Source organism: Neisseria yangbaofengii (genome assembly GCF_014898075.1).
GTDB lineage: Bacteria > Pseudomonadota > Gammaproteobacteria > Burkholderiales > Neisseriaceae > Neisseria > Neisseria yangbaofengii.
In genome coordinates this window covers 968,249-990,513 of sequence record NZ_CP062976.1, presented here as the reverse complement: position 1 = coordinate 990,513, position 22,265 = coordinate 968,249, and the positions used below count along the sequence as shown (strand labels likewise).

Annotated in this window: 23 protein-coding genes, 1 other RNA gene and 1 pseudogene; 10 read left to right on the top strand and 15 right to left on the bottom strand. The window is 48.0% G+C overall.

The window, feature by feature from the left end:
- Positions 1–3: 3 nt before the first annotated feature.
- Complete coding sequence (gene bfr, locus H4O27_RS04750; protein ID WP_165007908.1) at positions 4–477, bottom strand: bacterioferritin; 474 nt, start codon at positions 475–477, stop codon at positions 4–6.
- A 19-nt stretch (positions 478–496) separates the two neighbouring features.
- The gene (gene bfr, locus H4O27_RS04745; protein ID WP_165007906.1) at positions 497–961 is read right to left on the bottom strand and encodes a bacterioferritin; all 465 of its coding nucleotides are present in this window, start codon (positions 959–961) and stop codon (positions 497–499) included.
- A gap of 433 nt (positions 962–1,394) precedes the next feature.
- On the opposite strand from bfr (H4O27_RS04745), the gene typA reads away from it, so the two are divergent.
- The 3 genes from typA to H4O27_RS04730 all read left to right on the top strand — a co-directional run bounded on the left by typA (position 1,395) and on the right by H4O27_RS04730 (position 4,919).
- Positions 1,395–3,206: a translational GTPase TypA gene (typA, locus tag H4O27_RS04740; RefSeq protein ID WP_165007904.1), complete on the top strand. Its 1,812-nt coding sequence runs from the start codon at positions 1,395–1,397 to the stop codon at positions 3,204–3,206.
- A 77-nt stretch (positions 3,207–3,283) separates the two neighbouring features.
- The gene (gene corA, locus H4O27_RS04735) at positions 3,284–4,366 is read left to right on the top strand and encodes a magnesium/cobalt transporter CorA (RefSeq protein ID WP_165008009.1); all 1,083 of its coding nucleotides are present in this window, start codon (positions 3,284–3,286) and stop codon (positions 4,364–4,366) included.
- 79 nt (positions 4,367–4,445) lie between these two features.
- Positions 4,446–4,919 carry an acyl-CoA thioesterase gene (locus tag H4O27_RS04730; protein WP_165007902.1) on the top strand — a complete coding sequence of 158 codons (474 nt, stop codon included), beginning with the start codon at positions 4,446–4,448 and terminating at the stop codon, positions 4,917–4,919.
- Positions 4,920–5,124: 205 nt separating this feature from the next.
- Here the strand turns inward: H4O27_RS04730 and metW are convergent, their stop codons facing one another.
- Positions 5,125–5,706, bottom strand: coding sequence for a methionine biosynthesis protein MetW (gene metW / locus H4O27_RS04725; protein WP_165007900.1), 582 nt, complete (start codon positions 5,704–5,706; stop codon positions 5,125–5,127).
- Positions 5,703–6,842: a homoserine O-succinyltransferase MetX gene (gene metX / locus H4O27_RS04720; RefSeq protein ID WP_165007898.1), complete on the bottom strand. Its 1,140-nt coding sequence runs from the start codon at positions 6,840–6,842 to the stop codon at positions 5,703–5,705. The genes metW and metX overlap by 4 nt, the downstream gene beginning before the upstream one ends.
- Before the next feature lie 130 nt (positions 6,843–6,972).
- Between metX and H4O27_RS04715 the strand changes: the two genes are divergently transcribed.
- Positions 6,973–7,173 (top strand): protein MIGRI, encoded by a 201-nt coding sequence (locus H4O27_RS04715; protein ID WP_165007897.1) that lies wholly within the window; start codon positions 6,973–6,975, stop codon positions 7,171–7,173.
- 100 nt (positions 7,174–7,273) lie between these two features.
- Positions 7,274–8,860: a YdgA family protein gene (locus H4O27_RS04710; protein WP_165007895.1), complete on the top strand. Its 1,587-nt coding sequence runs from the start codon at positions 7,274–7,276 to the stop codon at positions 8,858–8,860.
- 68 nt (positions 8,861–8,928) lie between these two features.
- On the opposite strand, the gene kdsA is transcribed toward H4O27_RS04710, so the two are convergent.
- From kdsA to hda, 5 genes are all read right to left on the bottom strand, one after another.
- The gene (gene kdsA, locus H4O27_RS04705) at positions 8,929–9,771 is read right to left on the bottom strand and encodes a 3-deoxy-8-phosphooctulonate synthase (protein WP_165007893.1); all 843 of its coding nucleotides are present in this window, start codon (positions 9,769–9,771) and stop codon (positions 8,929–8,931) included.
- 114 nt (positions 9,772–9,885) lie between these two features.
- Positions 9,886–10,269, bottom strand: coding sequence for an aspartate 1-decarboxylase (gene panD, locus H4O27_RS04700; protein WP_165007891.1), 384 nt, complete (start codon positions 10,267–10,269; stop codon positions 9,886–9,888).
- 90 nt (positions 10,270–10,359) lie between these two features.
- Positions 10,360–10,683 (bottom strand): divalent-cation tolerance protein CutA, encoded by a 324-nt coding sequence (gene cutA, locus H4O27_RS04695; protein ID WP_165007889.1) that lies wholly within the window; start codon positions 10,681–10,683, stop codon positions 10,360–10,362.
- A gap of 12 nt (positions 10,684–10,695) precedes the next feature.
- On the bottom strand, positions 10,696–11,364 hold the full coding sequence (locus H4O27_RS04690; RefSeq protein ID WP_165007887.1) for a histidinol-phosphatase: 669 nt from the start codon (positions 11,362–11,364) through the stop codon (positions 10,696–10,698).
- Entirely contained in the window at positions 11,361–12,029 is a 669-nt protein-coding gene (gene hda, locus H4O27_RS04685) for a DnaA regulatory inactivator Hda (protein WP_165007885.1), read from the bottom strand. The genes H4O27_RS04690 and hda overlap by 4 nt, the downstream gene beginning before the upstream one ends.
- Positions 12,030–12,220: 191 nt before the next feature.
- Between hda and H4O27_RS04680 the strand changes: the two genes are divergently transcribed.
- Positions 12,221–12,805, top strand: coding sequence for a YqaA family protein (locus H4O27_RS04680; RefSeq protein WP_165007883.1), 585 nt, complete (start codon positions 12,221–12,223; stop codon positions 12,803–12,805).
- A gap of 103 nt (positions 12,806–12,908) precedes the next feature.
- On the opposite strand, the gene H4O27_RS04675 is transcribed toward H4O27_RS04680, so the two are convergent.
- From H4O27_RS04675 to H4O27_RS04660, 4 genes are all read right to left on the bottom strand, one after another.
- Entirely contained in the window at positions 12,909–13,331 is a 423-nt protein-coding gene (locus H4O27_RS04675; protein WP_165007881.1) for a YidB family protein, read from the bottom strand.
- A gap of 279 nt (positions 13,332–13,610) precedes the next feature.
- Complete coding sequence (gene ruvX, locus H4O27_RS04670) at positions 13,611–14,078, bottom strand: Holliday junction resolvase RuvX (protein ID WP_165007880.1); 468 nt, start codon at positions 14,076–14,078, stop codon at positions 13,611–13,613.
- Entirely contained in the window at positions 14,071–14,619 is a 549-nt protein-coding gene (locus tag H4O27_RS04665; protein ID WP_165007878.1) for a YqgE/AlgH family protein, read from the bottom strand. Before H4O27_RS04665 ends, ruvX begins: the two co-directional genes overlap by 8 nt.
- 12 nt (positions 14,620–14,631) lie before the next feature.
- Entirely contained in the window at positions 14,632–15,192 is a 561-nt protein-coding gene (locus tag H4O27_RS04660; protein ID WP_193004342.1) for a CreA family protein, read from the bottom strand.
- A gap of 157 nt (positions 15,193–15,349) precedes the next feature.
- Between H4O27_RS04660 and H4O27_RS04655 the strand changes: the two genes are divergently transcribed.
- From H4O27_RS04655 to H4O27_RS12975, 4 genes and pseudogenes are all read left to right on the top strand, one after another.
- Positions 15,350–17,128 (top strand): peptidoglycan DD-metalloendopeptidase family protein, encoded by a 1,779-nt coding sequence (locus H4O27_RS04655; RefSeq protein WP_165007876.1) that lies wholly within the window; start codon positions 15,350–15,352, stop codon positions 17,126–17,128.
- Between the two features lie 238 nt (positions 17,129–17,366).
- A complete protein-coding gene (locus H4O27_RS04650) occupies positions 17,367–18,842 on the top strand; it encodes a S41 family peptidase (RefSeq protein ID WP_165007874.1) in 1,476 nt (491 codons plus the stop codon).
- Positions 18,843–18,997: 155 nt separating this feature from the next.
- The gene (locus H4O27_RS04645; protein ID WP_165007872.1) at positions 18,998–19,150 is read left to right on the top strand and encodes a hypothetical protein; all 153 of its coding nucleotides are present in this window, start codon (positions 18,998–19,000) and stop codon (positions 19,148–19,150) included.
- Positions 19,125–19,382: pseudogene (locus H4O27_RS12975) on the top strand (transposase); the annotation flags it as partial. The gene H4O27_RS04645 and the pseudogene H4O27_RS12975, both read left to right, overlap by 26 nt.
- 344 nt (positions 19,383–19,726) lie before the next feature.
- On the opposite strand, the gene H4O27_RS04635 reads toward H4O27_RS12975, so the two are convergent.
- Positions 19,727–21,439 (bottom strand): proline--tRNA ligase, encoded by a 1,713-nt coding sequence (locus H4O27_RS04635; RefSeq protein WP_165007870.1) that lies wholly within the window; start codon positions 21,437–21,439, stop codon positions 19,727–19,729.
- A 429-nt stretch (positions 21,440–21,868) separates the two neighbouring features.
- Positions 21,869–22,232, bottom strand: a transfer-messenger RNA (tmRNA) gene (ssrA, locus tag H4O27_RS04630).
- Between the last annotated feature and the right edge of the window lie 33 nt (positions 22,233–22,265).

Here is a 22,265-nt window from a genome sequence, read left to right as displayed (position 1 = left end):
GTTTTAGTCCTCTTGCGCCCCGGTTTGCAGGTAGTTTGCCAAACCGATTTTGGCAATCAGTTCCTGCTGGGTCTCAAGCCAGTCGATTTGCTCTTCACTGGTGTCTTTTTGTCTTTCCAACAATTCGCGGCTGACGTAATCTTGTTTTTCTTCACACAAGGCAATGGCAGCGGCCAAGGCCCCGCGTTTTTCGTTTTCCTTGGTCAAATCGCACGCGATGATTTCTTCAGTGCTCTCGCCAATCAGCAACTTGCCCAACTCTTGCAGATTCGGTAAACCTTCCAAAAACAAAATACGCTCAATCAAATCATCGGCTGCTTTCATTTCGATGACGGATTGCTTGTAGAAATGTTTGCCTAAGTCTTCAAAGCCCCAGTTTTTCAAAATGCGGGCATGTAAGAAATATTGGTTGATGGTTACCAAGAGCAAGCCTAAGTTTTTATTCAGCTCGCGGATAACTAAACGGTCGCCTTTCATAGATAGCCTCCTCGTTCAATTACATTTGGCTTTGGTAATAATTGCCTTCGCCAATCAATTCGATCAGGCGCAATTGTTGTTCCAGCCAGTGGGCATGATCTTCTTCAGTGTCTTTCAATTGCTGAATCATCAAGTCACGGGTCACGTAGTCTTGAACTTCTTCGCACAGTTTGATGCCTTTTTTCAGTGCATCGCGCACTTCGTATTCAGTGTTCAAATCTGCTTGCAGGCAGCTTTTTACGTCGGTACCGATATTCATGTCGGCACGAACCATTTTCGGTGTGCCGCCCAACATCAGAATACGGCGGATAAAGTCTTCGGCATGCCGGGTTTCTTCTTCCATTTCGTGATTCAGACGTTCGAACAATTTGGTATAGCCCCATTCTGAATACAGACGCGAGTGGATAAAATATTGATCACGGGCGGCCAATTCGCCGGATAGCAATTCGTTCATATAGTCGATAACTGCTTGATTGCCTTGCATGGTGTTTCCTCTTTCTTGAAATGCCGCTTCGGGCAAATGTGTTGGTTTCGGGATTGGGTGTATTGTATTGAAGATTGCTGCCCAATACAATTTTTCTATTTAAAATACAAACAATTATCAAAAATATCTTAAAGAAAAAAGGCCGTCTGAAAAAATCAATTGGCTGATTTTTATCACTTTTTATTGTCATTGGTATTAAGAATCTCTTACAATACAATCATATATTTACATTCTTTAACCATAAATAAAAGCAAATAAAGCAACAAAATTCATCAAATTTAATTATGAATTATTCTCAACTGCTTTTACGCGTTCTCCTGCAACACCATTGCACCAAGCGTGAAAAATATCCGCATCAATCCGACGGCTCTAATTTTATCGTGTTATAATGCCAAGTTATCTTAAAAATCCTTATTAAGGCACGATTCAAGCCATGAAACAAATCCGCAATATTGCCATCATCGCACACGTCGACCATGGCAAAACCACATTAGTTGACCAGTTATTACGCCAATCAGGCACCTTCCGCGACAACCAGCAGGTTGATGAGCGCGTAATGGACAGCGGCGATATCGAAAAAGAGCGCGGCATCACCATTTTGGCCAAAAACACTGCCATCGAATACGAAGGCTACCACATCAACATCGTCGATACTCCAGGACACGCCGACTTCGGCGGCGAAGTAGAACGCGTATTGGGCATGGTTGACTGCGTAGTATTGTTGGTGGACGCACAAGAAGGCCCTATGCCGCAAACCCGTTTTGTGACCAAAAAAGCATTGGCTTTGGGTCTGAGACCGATCGTCGTGATCAACAAAATCGACAAACCAAGCGCACGTCCAAGCTGGGTAATCGACCAAACTTTCGAACTGTTTGATGCCTTGGGCGCGACTGATGAACAGCTCGACTTCCCGATTGTGTACGCTTCCGGCTTGGGCGGCTTTGCCCGCTTGGAAGAAGACGGAACCGAAAACGACATGCGCGTGTTGTTTGAAACCATTTTGAAACACACGCCGGCACCAAACGGCAGCGCCGATGAAACGCTGCAACTGCAAATCTCCCAACTCGACTACGACAACTACACCGGCCGCTTAGGCATTGGCCGCATTTTGAACGGCCGCATCAAGCCGGGCCAAGTGGTTGCCGTGATGAACCACGACACCCAAGTCGCCCAAGGGCGCATTAACCAATTGTTGGGCTTCAAAGGCTTGGAGCGCGTGCCGTTGGAAGAAGGCGAAGCCGGTGACATCGTGATTATTTCCGGTATCGAAGACATCGGTATCGGCGTAACCATCACCGAAAAAGACAATCCTAAAGGCCTGCCTATGCTCAGCGTTGACGAACCGACCCTGACCATGGACTTTATGGTAAACACCAGCCCGCTTGCCGGCACCGAGGGCAAATTCGTTACCTCACGCCAAATCCGCGACCGCCTGCAAAAAGAATTGCTGACCAACGTTGCCTTGCGCGTGGAAGACACCGATGATGCCGATATTTTCCGCGTATCAGGCCGCGGAGAATTGCACTTGACCATCTTGCTGGAAAACATGCGCCGCGAAGGCTACGAATTGGCTGTCGGCAAACCGCGCGTGGTGTACCGCGAAATCAACGGTGAAAAATGCGAGCCGTATGAGAACCTGACCGTTGACGTACCTGACGACAACCAAGGCGCGGTAATGGAAGAGCTTGGCCGCCGCCGCGGCGAATTGACCAATATGGAAAGTGACGGCAATGGCCGCACCCGCTTGGAATACCACATTCCGGCGCGCGGTTTGATCGGTTTCCAAGGCGAATTCATGACCATGACCCGAGGCACCGGCCTGATGAGCCACGTTTTTGATGATTACGCACCGGTGAAAGCCGATATGCCGGGCCGTCACAACGGCGTGTTGGTTTCCCAAGAGCAAGGCGAAGCCGTGGCTTATGCTTTGTGGAACTTGGAAGACCGTGGCCGCATGTTTGTGTCTCCGGGCGAAAAAATCTACGAAGGCATGATTATCGGTATCCACAGCCGCGACAATGATTTGGTCGTTAACCCATTAAAAGGTAAAAAGCTGACCAACGTGCGCGCCAGCGGCACCGACGAAGCCGTGCGTTTGACCACGCCGATCAAGCTGACTTTGGAAGGTGCTGTAGAGTTTATCGATGATGATGAATTGGTCGAAATTACGCCGCAATCCATCCGCTTGCGTAAACGCCACTTGAGCGAACAAGAGCGCCGCCGCCACTTCAAAAAAGTAGATTAATTTCGGTTTAATCATACAAAGGCCGTCTGAAAAACTATAATGCTTTTTTTCAGACGGCCTTTTTTAACTTGCCTGCCATGATAAATCATTCCGCTCAAACTACCAATGATGAACAGCCCGACACCAATGTCGAGCAAACCGCTCCGCGCAGCAACACCAGCAATGCGCCCAAAGCCGCCATTCACCAAACCTTATATTCTGCCGACAGCTTTGCACAACACGATTATTTAGCCAAAGGCAAAAAACCACCCGAAATCGCACCGGCCAAAGCCGGTCAAACCAATTGGCTGCATTTTGTCGGCATCAACAATATCGACCTGCTCAGGCACACACTTCAGCCCTATGGCATTCACGAATTGGTAATTGAAGACATTCTCAGCCGAAAGCAGCGCCCCAAAATTGAAGATTACGGCCACTATATCTTTATCGCCGCGCAAGTGTACAATTACGGCACCACCAAGTTGCATTCGGATCAAGTGTATTTGGTAGTCGGCAACGATTTTGTGTTGTCGTTCCAGCAAAAGCCGCTGGGTTTATTTAGCCAATTCCATCAGATTATGCGACACAACCCGCATCATGTTTTGGACAAAAACGCTGCATTTTTAGCTTATTATCTGCTCGACCGCATTGTTGACGATTATTTCATCGTCTTGGAAGATTACGACAACCGCGTCGAAGCCATCGACAAAGCCCTGTTCAAAAATGACAACGACGACACACTTTTAAGCCGCATCCACCGCCTCAAACGCGATGCCGTGCGTCTGCGCCGTACTTTACTGCCCATGCGCGACGTGTTTTACCAGCTTGCCGTGCGTGGCGGCTACGATATTTTCAAAGGCGAGTCCACCGTTTACCTACGTGATGTGTACGACCATAACTTGCAACTGATCGAAACACTGGAAGCCTCGCGCGACATGGTCGTCAGCATGATGGACGTGTATTTGTCGTTCCAATCCAACCGCCTGAACCGGCAAATGCGTGTGTTAACCGTCATCACCATCATGTTTATGCCATTAACCGTGATCACCGGCATTTACGGCATGAACTTCGACAATATGCCCGAATTACATTGGCATTACGGCTATTACGCTGTGCTCGGCTTGATGGCGGCCATTATTATCGGCCTGCTGATTTTCTTCTTCCGTAGAAAATGGTTATAGCTAAATTTATAAATTAAATTGGATGATATTTTTTAATTTACTATAATCATTAAATCTATAACAAATACGAGCCATCCATATGGAAAATACCCAACGCCAAGCATCACACGAATTAATCATGTCCGAACTGATGATGCCCGACACCGCCAACTTCAGTGGCAACGTCCACGGCGGCGACTTATTGCGCTTGCTCGACCAAGTGGCCTACTCATGCGCCAGCCGTTACAGCGGCTACTATTGCGTCACCCTTTCCTGCGACCGCGTGTTGTTTAAAGAACCGATTCACATCGGCGAATTGGTCACCTTTTACGCCAGCGTCAACTACACCGGCCGCACATCCATGGAAATCGGCATCCGCGTCGAAGCTCAAAACATCCGCACCGGTAGCATCCGCCACACCAACAGCTGTTATTTCACCATGGTCGCCATGGAAAACGGCCAAACCGTTGAGATTCCGCAATTGGAAGTGAAAACCGAACTGCAACGCTGCCGCTGGGAAAAAGCCAAAAAACGCAAAGAAATGAGCCTGCAAAGCAACAAGATTTCTTGTTAATCTTAAATTTAAACCGGCATCAACAATGCCGTCTCAAACTTTTCAGACGGCATTGTTTTATCGTGATTCAGAATCCCAAGCTTTTTTACAAAATTAGAAATAACTCAAAAATCTTCATGCCGTCATTATTGGATTCAACTCGATAATTCAGTATAGAAATAATCATGCCGTCTGAAAACATTTTTCAGACGGCATGGTATTCATCTCAACCTACGCGGTAAAATGCCAAACTGCCCAATAAATTCGGCAAATATTTCACCTGTTTGCTACCGGCCATTACCGCGCGTTCCTGCACACGGATTTTGTTTTTAGCACACAGCAAATCAAAATCTTTGAGCGTACACCAATGGATATTTGGCGTATTGTACCAATGATACGGCATACGTTCAGACACCGGCATATGGCCGCCCAACGCAATTTGAACGCGGTTGCGCCAATAGCCGAAATTCGGAAAGCTGACAATGGCCTGCTTGGATACGCGCATCAGGCTTTGCAAAATCAATTCGGTATTCTGCATGGCTTGAATGGTTTGGCTCAACACAATCACATCAAACGAATTGTCGCCAAACTCTTCCAAGCCTTGTTCCAAATCAGCCTGAATCACGTTCACGCCGCGCGCCATGGCAGCGATGATGCTGCCGGTGTCGATTTCAATGCCGTAGCCACTGCAATTTTTGTGCGCCACCAAGGCGGCCAGCAATTCACCGTCGCCGCAGCCCAAATCCAATACGCGGCTGCCTTCCGGAATCCAGTCATAAATCAATTGTAAATCATCGCGTAAATTCATGACTGAACCTCCTTGACAACATTGTTCATATAAGCGGCGACAGCGCGGATATAGGCATCGTCTTCCATCAAAAAGGCATCATGGCCGTGGTTGGACTGCACTTCGATATACTGCACCGGTTTACGCGCGGCAATCAGCGCTTTGACCAACTCTTTCGAGCGCTCGGGCGAAAAACGCCAGTCGGTGCTGAAGCTGGCGACAAAAAATTTGGCCTGCACATTTTGCAGCGCTTTGCTCAGATTGTTATTAAAATCTGCCGCCGGATCAAAATAATCCAAGGCTTTGGTCATCAATAAATAAGTATTGGCATCAAAGCGTCCGGCAAACTTATCGCCTTGATAGCGAAGATACGATTCGACTTCAAATTCTACGCCGTAGCCGTATTGATAGCCGTCTGAATGCAGTTCGCGGCCGAATTTTTTGCCCAAGCCCTCTTCGGCCAGATAAGTAATATGCCCCATCATGCGGGCGATGCGTAGGCCGCGGGTCGGGATTTTTTGCTCGCGCGCGTAGTGCCCTTCGTTGAAATCAGGGTCGGTCAAAATCGCTTGGCGGGCAACATCGTTAAACGCAATATTTTGCGTAGAAAGTTTCGGTGCAGAAGCAATCACCAAAGCGTGGCGCACACGTTCGGGAAAATCAATCGTCCACTGCAACGCCTGCATGCCGCCCAAGCTGCCGCCGACAATCGCCGCCCATTGTTCGATACCCAAGGCATCGGCCAACATGGCTTGCGATTTCACCCAGTCTTTTACCGTCACCACCGGAAAATCGGCACCGTAATCCCTACCGGTAGCAGGGTTTTCTGACAAAGGTCCTGTTGTGCCGTGGCAGCCGCCCAAATTATTCAAGCCGACCACAAAAAAACGCTCGGTATCAATCGGCTTACCCGGGCCGACCATGCTGTCCCACCAGCCCGGGTATTTGTCTTCCGCCGTATGGTAGCCGGCAACATGGTGGTTGCCTGATAATGCATGGCAAATCAATACTGCGTTGGATTTTTCCGCATTCAATTCGCCGTAGGTCTCAATCATCAAATCAAAACGCGGCAAAGTCTGGCCGTTTGCCAGCGCCAAGGGCGTTTCAAATGCAACTTTTCGGGGTGCCACAATGCCCACCGAGCCATTTTTATTCATGATTATTCCAAGGATAATGCAAAAAATGTATTATAACGTTTAGCCAACATTTTGACATATCTTGACCATAAAATTCCTTTGCCGCCTTCTTTCAGACGGCCTTATTTAAAAAATCACCAAAGAGCCTCCCATGATCGGCCGCCTGTTGCGAATCTTTTTCATTTTTGCCATCATTACCCTGATTATCAACCGCCTGTTCAACCGCAAACAGAAACGCGCCATGCGCGAAGTGGCGCAAATCAGCGCCTGGGTGCTGGCCGGCGCTTCGGCAGCAATACTGATTTGGTATTTGATCACGCTGTATTTCAAACATATTCCGAACAGTTACTAATTGATGTAAAAGGCCGTCTGAACAGCCTTTGTCCAAGACAAATCCGCTAAAAAATGCTATGCTTTGCGCTTTAAATCTGTCGAACTGATTGTTTGAAGCAATGAAAAAGTTTCTTATCCCGACCGCTGCTCTTGTCATCGCCGCAGCACTCGGCACACCTTATTATCTCGGCATTCAAGCCGAAAAAAGCCTGACTTCGCAGCAAAAATTATTGCAAGAATCGGGCTTTCTGACGGTTGAGTCGCACGACTATGACCGTGGCTGGTTTACATCCACCGAAACCACCGTCATCCGATTGAAGCCAACCTTGCTGCAAAACACGCAAAAATACCTGCCCGACAATCTGAAAACCGTGTTGAAAGAGCCGATTACCGTGGTCAACCACGTTACCCACGGTCCTTTTGCCGGCGGCTTTGGTACGCGTGCCAAAGTGGACACCGAATTCCGATACCATCCGGAAGCGGCTAAAGTATTGGCACGTTTCTTCGGCGACAAAACACCGGTCAGCATGACCAACACCGTTTACTTCAACGGCAACGGCGTAATGAAACTCAGCATTCCGGAATTCGACTATGAAGAATTATCCGGCATCAAACTGACATGGCAAGGCTTGGCCGGCCAAACCGATTATCAAAACGACTTTGTCGGTTATTCGCATGATTACACCGCCCCTTCATTGCAAGTCAAATTGGCCGACAAAGGCGATATTTCCCTGGAAAATCTGCATTTCAAATCGGAAACTTCAGACGGCCTCAACAAACTTTCCTTAGGCAAAAGCAGCATCACGTTGGATAAATTCCTGCTGCAATGGAAAGAAGGCATCGATTACAATGTCAAACTAAACGAATTGGTCAATCTGGTCACCAATCTGCAAATCGGTGCGTTTATCAACCCAACGGGCACGATTGCACCTTCCACTATTGAAGTGGCCAAATTGAAATTTGAGACTCAAACCAATGAAGTGGATAAATTCATCAACAGCGAAGGCCGTTTCCAATTCGATACCCTGACCTACGGCAAAGACCGCTACGGCCCGCTCGACATCAATGTCGCTGCAGAACATCTGGATGCACAAGGTCTGCTGGCACTCAAAACGAAATTGGCACAAATTGCCGATAAGGAAATGAGCGAAGAACAAATTCAAAACGAATTGATTCAGACGGCCAAAACCGATGCTTCGGGCTTGTTTACCCAAAATCCGGTATTAAACGTGAAGGCTTTCAAATTCACCATGCCGCAAGGCAATGTCGATGCTTCCGGCACATTGGCCTTTAAAGGTTTGGTGCAAAAAGATTTGGATAATCTGGCGGATATGCTGAAGAAAACCGAAGCCGATTTCAATCTGCAAGTGCCGCAAAAACTGTTGGAACAAATGGCCATCAACCAAGCACGCAGCATTTTCAGCGTCAATCCCGAAGACGAAGCCGCCGGCCGCGCCACCATTGAAGACATCAACGAAACCTTGCGCCTGATGGTCGACAGCACCATCCAAAGCATGGCGCGCGACCAATACCTGACCCTGCAGGATAATCATGTGAAAACTCATCTCAATCTGCAAAACAGCAAGCTGAAGCTCAATGGAAAAGTCTTAGAAACCGAGCCGGAAGCGGCATTCGACGAGGGCGGTATACTGCCCGACGAAGCCTTTGAAGATGAAGCGGCGCCGGCTGTATCTACTGCATCCTAAATCTTTTACTGCCATCTAAACAGGCCGTCCGAAACGTTTCAGACGGCCTTTCATCATCACACAAAATCTTAATCAATCACCAACGGTGCGAATGATTTCACCGTTTCATCAACCGCTTTCACGCGCAGCAAAAAATCTTCCAATTGAGCCAACGGCAATGCACTCGGGCCATCGCAACGGGCTTGGTCGGGATTTTCGTGTGCTTCCAAAAACAAACCTGCCAAGCGGGTACCCATACCGGCCAAAGCCAAATCGACTGCTTGCGAGCGACGGCCGCCGGAAGCGGCGGCACCGGAATCACGCGTTTGCAGCGAATGGGTCACGTCAAAAATAATCGGTGTTTGTCCGCAGGTTTTCTTCATTACGCCGAAACCAAGCATATCGACCACCAGATTATCATAGCCGAAATTGCTGCCGCGTTCACACAAAATCAATTGGCCGTTACCGGCTTCCTTGAATTTTTCGATGATGTTTTTCATCTGCGACGGGCTTAAGAATTGCGGCTTTTTGATGTTGATGACATTGCCGGTTTTCGCCATTGCCAGCACCAAATCGGTTTGGCGTGCCAAAAACGCAGGCAACTGAATCACATCGCATACTTCCGCCACAGGGGCGCATTGATAAGGCTCATGCACATCGGTAATCACCGGCACATTAAATTCGCGCTTCACCGCTTCAAAAATCTTCAGGCCTTCGTCCAGACCCACGCCCCGGAAGGAATGAATCGACGAGCGGTTGGCTTTGTCAAACGATGCCTTAAACACATACGGAATATCCAATTTATCGGTTACTTTGACATAATGCGCACAGGCTTTGAGCGTGGAATCCATGTCTTCCAAGACATTAATGCCGCCGAACAAGGTAAACGGCAAATCGTTGCCGACTTGGATTTGGTTGATTTGAACATTCATGGCTGAATCCTTTGCTAAGCCGTCTGAAAACAACGGCACTCGTCACTATTATAAAAACGGCCGGATATTAAAAGGCCGTCTGAAAGCTTCGTCCGTTCGGTCGGCCTGTGTACATTACAACACCGTATGAGGCGGCTCATACGAAATTACATCGCGGATTTTATTATGTTCGTCCACCAGCACCACTTTCGGTTCATGGTTGGATACTTCCGGTTCGGACAGCATCACATACGACATAATAATCACGATATCGCCCTTTTGCACCAAACGTGCTGCTGCGCCATTCAAACACACCACGCCGCTGCCGCGCTCGCCGGGGATAGCGTAGGTTTCAAGACGTTCGCCATTATTGTTGTTGACGATGGCGACTTTTTCGTTAACGCAAATACCGGCGGCATCCAGCAAATCTTGGTCAACGGTGATGCTGCCGACATAGTTCAAATCGGCTTCGGTTACGGTGGCGCGGTGAATCTTGCCGCCGAGCATGGTACGGAACATGGGTTTCTTTTTCTTTCTCAATAAATTCGGGTTTACAGCATTTCAGGCAGCCCAAGCTTTTTCTCAGGCCGTCTGAAAAACAAACCGCTATTATAATCCCATTTTCGCCTTCATCCAGCGCAAATACATCGGTAAGCCGCGCGATACCGGCTGCATCAAAATTTGCGGGCAATCATAGCTGTGGTTCGCCAAAATCAGCTTTTCCACCGCTTTATAATGACAACGCGAAGATTTAATCACCACGCGGATTTCTTCATCGCAACACACTTCGCCCTGCCACACATAATGGCTGCGAACCGTTTCATACTGCACGCAGGCGGCAATTTGGTCTTGCAGCAAGGCCATGCCGATTTTCTCGGCTTCCCCGCGTGTGGCTGCGGTGGTTGTAATAATGACAGGTTTGAAAGCAGGCATTTCAGACGGCCTTTATTTAAAATTCAACACCGGCCAGCCTTTTTCCTGCGCTTCGGCCAACAATTCGGCATCGGGATTGACTGCCACCGGCTCGTTCACATGGTGCAGCAACGGAAAATCGTTTTTGGAATCGCTGTAAAAATATACTTTTTCATAGCTGTCCAAGGTTTCGCCACGCACGGCCAACCATTCGTTCAAACGAGTGATTTTGCCTTCTTTCAGACTCGGTGTACCGTGATAATTGCCGGTGTAGCGGCCGTCTGAACCGATTTCTAGCCGGGTGCCGATGACGTTTTCAATGCCGAATTCATGACAAATCGGGGTAATGATGAATTCGTTGGTCGACGAAACCACCAATAATTCGTCGCCGGCATTTCTGTGACTCTCCACCAGCATACGCTGCATAGGAGTGATGTTCGGGGTGATGAATTCGGCCATGAATTCGCGGTGCATTCCGGCCAATTGTTCCATGCTGTATTCTTTCAGCGGGGCAAGATGGAATTTAAGAAATTCGTCGATGTTCAGGCAACCGTTGCGGTAATCTTGGTAGAATTTTTCATTTTGCGCTTCAGTATACCCGACATCGACCAAGCCTTTTTTCATCAGATATTGCGGCCATGCGTGATCGGAATCGGTGTTGATTAAGGTGTTGTCGAGATCGAAGATGGCGAGATTTTTCATTCTGTTTCCTGTTGTTTCAAAAGTTGGCGCAAAAGCGGTAAGGTGATGCGTTTACCCATCATTACGGCGTAATGGTCGAGCGTATCGAGCATTTGCATAAGGCTGTCCATGTCGCGCCGCCAATGATTTAAGAGATATTCGAAAATTTCGGTGTCGATGGTGACTTGCCGCGCGACCGCCATGCTGGCTAAAGCATCGATTTTTTCTTGGTCGGTTAAGGGTTTGACTTCGTAAACCAAGCAATAGGCCATTCGGGTGCGCAAGTCTTCGCGAATAACCAATTGTTGCGGCGTATATTCGGAACCGAGCAGCAGAAAGCCTTTGCCGCTGTTGCGAAAGCGGTTGAAAATGGCAAACAGCAGGGCTTGCTCTTCATTATTGAGCCGCTCGACTTGGTCGATGGCCAAATAGTCGGCCTCAAAGACTTTTTCGGTTAAGGGATGAACGGCGGCATCGATATACACGGCGTTTTTGCCGGCTTCCAAGGCTTGGGCAATCCACGCTTGCAGCAAATGGCTTTTGCCTGCGCCCTGCTCGCCCCAAACGTAGATAAACTGGCCATGTTCATGACGCAAAACATATACCAGCTCGGCATTTTCGGTGCCGAGAAATTTATCGAAGCCGGGGTAGTCGTGTGCGGCAAAATCGAAAATGAGCTGGTTCACGGAAATATTTTAGCCTAATATGGGAATCGGGGTTATTTTACGTTGTTTTAGCGGCTTGTATCAAGATTTCAGACGGCCTGCAAACTTAAGCAAAATTTTCTTGTCTAAGGCTGCATTTGGTTTAAAATGCCCGCTGATTTTGGCGGATGCTTTGTGCATGGCCGCCGTTTTTCTTGTTTGAAAGCCCTTTAATGAAAATTTTTGGAACCGTTTACGACAAAACGCTGCAATGGTCGAAACACCGTTTTGCACCCTTTTGGTTGAGTTTTGTCAGCTTCATCGAAGCCATTTTCTTCCCCGTGCCGCCGGATGTGATGCTGATTCCGATGTCGATGTCCGAGCCTAAAAAAGCCTTGCGTTTTGCGGTATATACCACACTGGCATCTGTTTTGGGCGGCATAATTGGTTACGCCATCGGCCATTTTGCCTTTGATTGGGTGTCGGGCTATATTCAAAGCTGGGGCTTACAGGCTAAATTCGCTCAGACACAGCTGTGGTTTGAAACATGGGGCGTAGTCGTGGTGTTTTTGGCAGGTTTCTCGCCGATTCCGTTTAAAATATTCACCATTTGTGCCGGCGTGATGAACATGGCGTTTTTGCCGTTTGTATTATCAGCCGCCATCTCGCGTTTTGCCCGCTTCTTCCTGATTGCCAGATTATCTGCTTGGGGCGGCGAAAAATATGCCGGCAAAATCCGCCATTACATCGAAATGCTGGGCTGGGGCACTGTGGCCTTGGCCGTTATCGGTTATGCGGCGTACAGTTTTACTCATTAATCAATCTACAGGCCGTCCGAACGTTCAGACGGCCTGTCAAATTAAACACTTAGCATTAAAAGCCTTGGATAAATTATTTATCCAAGGCTTTTTATCTAAAAACTTATTTGATGAAGTTTTTCAACACCAATGAAGCAATATCGTCCAAACCGAAACCGTCTGCTTCTTGCGGATTGCCGTTTGGCGTGACACTATCGACCAAGCTTGGCAACACTTGCGCCAACAAATCGCTGGCTTGCTGGCCGTCCATGCCGAATTTTTGAGCTACCTGACCGATAACATCGCTGCCCAAGGCACTTTGCAATGCATTGCCCGAAACCGGCGCATTGTCTTGAGAAGTGGAAATCCAGCTACCCAATGCATCACCTAAACCGCCTTGTTGCAATTGGTTAATCAAGTTGCCCGTCCCGCCTTGCTGCCGTACCAAATCCATTGCCATATCGAGCAGCGGGTTTTGGCCGGTGCCGTTGTTATTGTTGTTCAGGGCTTGGGTTGCCGCGTTCAACAAAGTATCCATTAAAGCCATGATTTATCCTTTAAATAATGCGTTTAAATAATGCATTGTTGTATAGTGGATTCACTTTAAAAATAGGATCAGGCGGCGAGCCGAAGACAGTATTAGGTATAGATAATACGGCTAGGCAAACCAACGCCGTACTATTTTAAAGTGGACTCACTATAAAACGGCTTGAGTGTGGCAAAAATTAGTGCGTTTACCTGTTTTCTTAACGCAAATATACAAAGGCCGTCTGAAAAAATGTTGCGCAAAGCAGTCAGTTTATTTCAGACGGCCTCAAAAGTCTTTTTATTCCTTGTCTTCCGCTTCTCGGCCATTAAAATATTCCGCCGCGCCGCCTTCAAAAAAGCCCTGCAAAATCGCTTGCGCCGCCACCTGATCCAACACTGATTTCTGTTTCCGGCCAAACACCTGCGCTTCAGCCAACAAGCTTTCGGCATACAGCGATGACATGCGTTCATCCACCCAATACACCGGCAGACTAAACCGCCCCTGCAAACGGCGGCCAAACTTACGACTCAAACGCGTTAAGTCATGCTCAGTGCCGTCGGTGTGCGTGGGCAGGCCGACCACCAATTGACGTGGCTGCCATTCTTGCACCAGCTTGGCAATGGCTTCAAACTTGGCATCATTGCTGTTGCCGGTCACAGTTGCCAGAGGATGGCTCATACCCAATTCGGCATCACCTTGCGCCACGCCTATGCGTGTTTCGCCAAAATCAAACGCCAGCGTTGTACCTTTAGGCGCCTTATGCATGCCCTGCCCCCGTGACCAAACGGTCAGGCTGAATGCCGAGCTTCTCAAATACGGCGGCATAGCGGTGTTCATACGGCACATCAAACAAAATATGCTCATCGGCAGGCACGGTCAGCCACACATTACCGGCCAACTCGCGTTCCAACTGGCCTTTACTCCAACTTGAATAACCAATGCTCACCAAAGCCTTATCCACCGCACCGGGTTCGGATAAATTCTCGATAATGTCTCGCGAAGACGTCAATGCCACGTTATCGGTTACCGCCAACGTGCTTTGCCAATTGCCCAAAGGCGTATGCACCACATAGCCGCGGTCAACCTGCACCGGCCCGCCCATCATCACACTTTCATGCTGCATGCGTAATGGGATATTGCGGTCGCTGACGGCAAAAATCATGTCCATCGTAATCGGCGACGGCTTATTGATGATGATGCCCAACGCGCCTTCTTCATCATGTTCGCAAAGATAAATCACACTGTCTTGGAAAAACGGGTCATCCATATTGGGCATGGCCGCCAAAAAATAGTTTGCTAAATTCATATGCTCTCTTGATTATTTAGGTTGTGCCGGTGCAGCCACTTCGACAATACACGCACCATACACTTGCTTACCGGTCAAACCGGCGATTTCTTTTTCACCGATACGTTGCCCGCCGAAGCAGGAAATCGCACTCAAAGAATTTTTCGGCGAACCTTGCACAATTTTATCGCTGTACACTAAATAGGCAAAAGCCTTACGCTTCGGGTCGTAATAACGGATAATCTGCTGGCTCTTAAAAGCCACGCTGGCACTGCGTTTGAAGACTTTTTTCGGTTTAATGACTGCCGCTTCGTTATAGCGGATGATATTGGCCGACTGCACACACGACACCGAAGCATCGCTGGCGTCTTCTTCTAAATTCACGGTTTCTTTCAAGCCGCCTTTTTTGGCATAGGAAATATAACATGCCACGCCTTGTACATCAGGATCATCAAACGCTTCCACTTCGATGCGGTCGTTTTTGCCCAACATATGAAACACCGTGCCGGCCTTACCGATTTTATCCGAATCGCTGCCGCCGCAAGCCGCCAACACTGCCGCAGCAATGACGGCCAAAGCTAATTCTTTCAACATCGCTACTTTTTTCATCCATAAAATTTACGGATACTATATAAGACCGTTTGATAAGATTGCAAGCATTTGCGAAACGCGTTCAAATAAGATTTTCAGACGGCCTGACAATCAGTATAATCAGGCTTTGCTGCTTTTAATGACTTTAAGAAAATACACCATGCGTTACAAACCTCTTTTACTCGCCTTATTACTCTGTTTTGCTGCACCTTCTTTCGCTGCCAACGACTCTGCCAAAGAAAAAACTGCAACCGCGAAGAAAAACACCCAAACCAAAAAAGCAACTGCCCCAAAAGAAGCGGCCAAAGCCACAGATAAGAAAACCGCTATCAAAGACAAAAAAGACAGCGGTAAAACCACGTCTGCCAAAGCCGAAGAAAAAGCAGACAGCAAACCGTCCGAAAAAGCCAAAGCCGCTGCAAAAAAAGACGATAAAGCCGACAACAAAAAAACCAACGCCAAAACGGCAGACAATAAAAAAGAAGCTGCCCGGACCAAAGAGCAAGCGGTGAAAAAAGCTGCGGCCAAAAACACAAAAGAAGCGGCCAAACCGGAAACCGCCGCTAAAAAAGACAATAAAAATAAAAAAGAAGCAGCCAAACAGCCTGCCAAGCAAGAAACCGTAAAAAAAGCAGCCGATAAAACAGAAACCGCCAATTCAGCCACTAAAACCAATGCGGCCAACGATAAAAAAGCCGCTGCCGCACCAAACAAAGACAGCGATGAATTGCATGCCGCCGTCAGCGCCGCCACCAATGATTTGGAAGCCAAACAAGCCTTGAACAAACGCACGGCCAGTTTCTTGGTGCATGTGAACGCCGATTTGAAAAAACTGCAACAAACCCGCAACAGCTTATCCAACATCAACCGCCAACAGCGCGACGCTTGGAACAAGTTGCAGCAATTGGATAAAGATCTGACCCGTCTCAAAGCCGAAGTCGGCAACACGCGCGCACAAATTTCGCGTTTTGTTTCCGGCAATTACAAAAATAGCCAACCGAATGCCGTAGCCCTGTTTTTAAGAAATGCCGAGCCGGGCCAGAAAAAACGTTTCCTGCGTTATACCCGCTACATCAATGCATCTAACGAAAAAGTGATGGCAGATTTGACCAAGCAGCAAAAAGAATTAGCCGCACAAGAAACCAAAATCAACAATGAATTAAGCCGTCTGAAACACTTGCAGGCCAATGCGCAAGCTGCGTTGAAAAAACAAGGCACCCTAAATGCACCCGAACAAGTCGAAAGCCGCCGCCAAAATGCTACGATGATCAAAGATGCGAAAAAATCAGTCACCCAAAAAGACAACGAGCAGCGTTTGAACAATCTGATTAAAGATTTGGACAAGCAAAAAGCCGAACAGCGCAAAAAAGAAGCCGAAGCGCGTAAAAAAGCAGCGGAAGCGCGTTTGGCCGCTGCCGAAAAATCCCGCCAAGCTGCCAAAGCCAAAGAAGAACATGCCGCGAAGGAGCGTGCCGCCATGTCGAATCTCACCGATGAAGACATGAAGCTGCAAGCGCCGAAATCAGGCAGCTTTGTCACCATCAGCAATCCAAACAGCTTCAGCCGCATGCAAGGCCGTCTGAAAAAACCGGTTAACGGTATGCTCTCGGGCTTGTTCGGGCATCAGCGCGAAAGCGGTGAAATATGGAAAGGCGTGTTCTACACCACACCACCTGCCGCAGTAAACAGCATCGCTGCCGGTAATGTGGTGTATGCCGGCGAATTGGAAGGCTACGGCAATGTGGTCGTGGTCGATCACGGCGACAAATACGTCAGCGTGTATTCAGGCTTAAGTGAAATCGGGGTTGTTAAAGGATACGGCGTCGGCCAAGGCCATAAAATCGGCACCAGCGGCATCCTGCCAAGCGGCGAAGAAGGTCTGTATTTGGAAATCCGCTACAACGGCCAAAACATGAATCCGCTCTCTTGGATTAATTGATGTTCAGACGGCCTTCATATGCGCATTCAAAGCATATCAAGGCCGCCTGAATATTGATCAGCATGATAAAAAAGCATGGTTTCGTGCCAAACAAACAGTCGCTAGCATTTTTTTACCCTAAAACGGTTGTTTCATCAGGCCAAATCGCCTAAAGTTTCACGAATGATGATTTAGGCCGTCTGAAACAAACCCAACTTTTCAGACGGCCTCACAAAGCACACAAAGAAAGTTAACAATAATGTCGAAATCTACTTTGAAAAAAGTTGCACTTTACACCTTGGGCGCTTTCAGCGGCGTGGCGCTCAGCCTCAGCGTCCAAAGCATTGCCGCCGAAAAAAGCGCTAAAGACGAATCTTTGCCGGTTAAATCCATCCGTACCATGGCCGAAGTTTACGGCCAAATCAAAGCCAATTATTACCAAGACAAATCCGATGAAGAATTATTCGAAGGTGCCATGAAAGGCATGGTAGCCGGTCTTGATCCGCATTCAGAATACATGGACAAAAAAGGCTATTCCGACCTGAAAGAAAACACCAGCGGCGAATTTGGCGGCTTGGGCATGGAAATCGGCCAAGAAGACGGCTTCATCAAAGTGGTTGCCCCGATTGAAGACACTCCGGCAGAGCGTGCCGGCGTAAAAAGTGGCGACTTCATCGTCAAAATTGACAATATCTCAACCCGCGGCCTAACCGTTAGCGAAGCCGTGAAAAAAATGCGCGGCAAACCCGGCACCAAAATCACCCTGACCCTGTCGCGTAAAAATGCCGACAAACCGATTGTGGCGAACCTGACCCGCGCCATCATCAAAGTGAAAAGCGTGCGCCATCACCTGCTTGAACCGGGCTACGGCTACATCCGCGTGACCCAGTTCCAAGAGCGCACCATCGCCGGTGTTAACGATGCCGCAAAAAATTTGACCAAGCAAAACGCTGCTCCATTAAAAGGCTTGATTTTAGACCTGCGTGACGACCCGGGCGGCCTGCTTAACGGCGCAGTCGGCGTATCGGCAGCCTTCCTGCCGAATAATGTCAATGTCGTCAGCACCAAAGGCCGCGACGGCAAAGCCGGTATGGTGTTGAAAGCCACGCCCGAAGATTACATCTTATCCAGTGGTAAAGACCCGCTTAACGGCCTACCTGCCGAGCTGAAAACCATTCCAATGACGGTTTTAATTAACTCAGGCTCTGCTTCAGCCTCGGAAATCGTGGCCGGGGCATTGCAAGACCACAAACGCGCCGTAATCATCGGCACACAAAGTTTCGGTAAAGGATCGGTACAAACCGTAATTCCGTTGTCCAACGGCAGCGCGGTTAAATTAACCACTGCTTTATACTACACGCCGAACGACCGCTCGATTCAAGCGCAAGGCATCGTACCGGATATCGAAATCAAAGACAAAGACCGCGCCTATGAAAGCCGCGAAGCCGACTTAATCGGCCATATCGGCAATCCGTCGGGCGGTGCCGATGTCAACAGCAGCAATGAAATTCCTGAAACGGTCGAAGAAACCTTGAAACAAGATTCCAAACCCAAAACCGACAAAGAAAAAGAAGAAGACATCATCGCCCGCCGTACACCGAACCCGGCCAAAGACGACCAATTGCGCAAAGCCTTGGATTTGGTGAAAAACCCGGCCGAATGGCAAAAATCGTTAGGTCTGGCAGCGAAAAAACCGGCACCGAAAAAAGACGATAAAAAAGAAGATAAGAAATAATCCTTAATTCTGAATTCAAAATCAAACAGGGCAGAATATTTTTCTGCCCTGTTTTTGGTTATCAAAAAAGCCGAAACTTTTGCAAAACTTGTAGATTGAGACCTTTGCCCCCAAAACACTCTAAATTCCCCTAAACCGAATTTAGAGGATTTTCCATGGGCAGCTTTTTCCAACAAACCGCCCAAACCATCATTGCCATCAACGGCATTGACCGCTTCCTGCTGCTCAAAATCAACCAAATCACCGATTGGCAATCCATCCATACTTGTCTCCGGCAACAAAAAACTTTCAGACGGCCTTATGCGTAAAGCCCGCCGTGTCCGCCTCTTAACAGACGAAGGCAAATAACGCAACTGGCACTTATCAAATACCCGTTATGCGGCGGAACAGGGTTTCGGTACATTGCACCGCAAGTTCCGCTGCCATAGGGCAACATATTTCGGCTTACGGAAAGCGAATGCGCAAAGTCATTTGAAAGCGGTGTGTTTGAATTTGCCCAAAACGGCAAACAAATTCAGCCTCATTGCGCCTGCCGCCTGAAAAGAGGAGCACCCGGGAAATCGGGGGCTTGGGTGGCAGGATTCGGGGGAATTTAGGGAAATATGTGTGTTTGGAGGGGAAATAAAGGTTACTTGATAACTCAAGTAACCTTTATTGTTTGGGAAAGGGAATTTTGCAAAGGTCTCAGATTTCCAGAAATCTTTAAGCCGTCATTCCCGCGCCGCGTAGGCGGGAATCCAGACCTATCGGTTTCAGGAACATTGAGCTATTACAGTAATTTGAAATTCTGGATTCTCACCTGTGCAGGAATGGTGAGCATAGTTTTTTCTTGATTCAAATTGAGTTTTACAAAAACCTCGGCTTTTTGCGATAAATGCAAATACTCAAGCTTTCAGCGCTGCCACAACTTGAGCCACAACATCGATAACCGCAACACTTTGTGATTCGGTATCGCGGCGTTGCGCATATTCTACATTGCCTTCTTTCAAACCGCGGTCGCCAATCACGATACGGTGCGGGATACCCAACAATTCGGAATCGTTCAGCAATACACCGGCGCGCTCATCACGGTCGTCCAGCAATACATCCACACCCTGCACTTGCAGTTCGGCATAAATGCGGTCAGCCGCTTCGCGCACCGCTTCGGATTTTTTGTAGTTCATCGGCACAATCACTACTTCAAATGGTGCCATTGCCGGCGTCCAAATAATGCCGCGATCATCATGGTTTTGCTCAATAGCCGCCGCCACCACACGCGTCACACCAATGCCGTAGCAACCCATTTCCATAATTTGCGATTTGCCGTTATTGTCTAAGAAAGAAGCATTCAAGGCTTTAGAATATTTATCACGCAATTGGAACACATGCCCCACTTCAATACCGCGCGCCAGTTTCAGGCGGCCTTGTCCGTCAGGGCTGGCATCGCCTTCCACTACATTACGCAAATCGACAAATTCAGGCTCTGCCGAATCGCGGCCAAAATTAAAGCCTGTGTAATGGTAGTCGTCTTCATTGGCGCCAATCACCCAATCCGTGCCTTTTTCTGTAGCGAAATCAGCATAAATCTTACCCTTAAAGCCGACCGGTCCCAGCGAACCGCCATTGGCACCGAATTGCGCCAAAATCGATTCCGGCGCCGCCATACTCAAAGGCGATTTCACACCGGCCAATTTTTCCGCCTTAATATCGTTAAACTCATGATCGCCACGCAACAGCAGCAAGACGATTTCGCCTTCTTGCTCGCCTTCAACCACAATCGATTTCAGCGTTTGCCCAATCGGAATATTCAAAAATTCAACCAACGCCGCAATCGTCCTCACATTCGGCGTATGAACCTTGTTCAATTGTGCTTGAGCTACCGCACGCTCACCATTTAAAGGCAGCGTCGGTGCCAATTCTATATTGGCCGCATAATCAGAAGCATCACTATAGGCAATCACGTCCTCACCGCTGTCAGCCAACACTTGGAATTCATGCGAACCGGTACCGCCAATGCTGCCCGTATCCGCCGCCACCGGGCGGAAATCCAAGCCCAAACGGTTGAACACGCGGCAATAAGCATCATACATATCCTGATAAGTCGCCTGCAAAGATTCAAAATCCGCATGGAACGAATATGCATCTTTCATCACAAACTCACGCGCACGCATCACGCCGAAACGCGGGCGGATTTCATCACGGAATTTGGTTTGGATATGGTAGAAATTCTTCGGCAGTTGCTTGTAGCTGCTGATTTCCTTACGCACAATATCCGTAATTACTTCCTCACAAGTCGGCCCCATGCAGAAATCGGCATCTTTGCGGTCTTTCAAACGCAGCAATTCCTTACCGTAAAATTCCCAGCGGCCGGACTCCTGCCATAATTCAGCAGGCTGCACCACCGGCATCAGCAATTCCACGCTGCCCGCACGATTCATTTCCTCACGCACCACGTTTTCCACCTTACGCAATACGCGCAAGCCCATCGGCATCCAAGTGTACAAACCCGACGCCACCGATTTAATCAAACCGGCACGCAGCATTAATCGATGGCTGGCAAGCGAAGCTTCCGCAGGCGCTTCTTTCAAAGTAGAGATAAAAAATTGACTGGCTTTCATGATGTCTGGTTCGAATGTTTAAAATAAGCGGTTATTGTAACGCGATTGGTAAAAATTTAATAATTTTTCAGCTGTCAACGGAAATCTGTACACACCTTTACAGCGCTTTGTTTTACTTAGAAATTTTATTTTCAGACGGCCTAAAATCTTAATAAATATATAACTTACTGATTTTATTGAATTTAATTTGATTAATTTTTAAGCAGATTAACAGCATGATTGTCGCTAAAACGTTTTTTTTGTTTATTCAAAGTTTACCCACAAGGTTATCCACAGAGTTTGTGTATAGATTTTCACGCTTCTAAAATATAATCTTTTGTCATAACGATGACTGCCTGATTGCAATCATATACATGCGCTTATCAAAAATTTTTGAAGCAAATACCAAATAAAAAACGCCATGTTTTGCAACATAGCGTTTAGAGAATTTGGTGGAGGCGGGGGGAATTGAACCCCCGTCCGAAAGCCCTCTACAAAGCGTTCTACATACTTAGTCTTGCCTACTTAAAATCTTGCTCCCCTTGCGCCGACAGACAGGCTCTTGGGAAGCCAGTTACCTTAAATCTTATTTTCCGACAAGTAACCCGACGGAAAACCAGCCAATGTAAAATGACGTTGCCGTAGGTTTGACCCTACACAGCCCATCGGCCAACTGCTGCAACGGCTAGCCTTAAGCGGCTAAAGCGTAAGTTTCGTCGTTTGCGACTATTTAAATTCAGTGTTTTACGGGAATCTGAGACCCCGGTATGCCCGCATCTGCTTCGCAACCCCCGTCGAAACCAAGATCGCCCCCAGACAGGAATTTTCCATTATACGCAGAGTATGC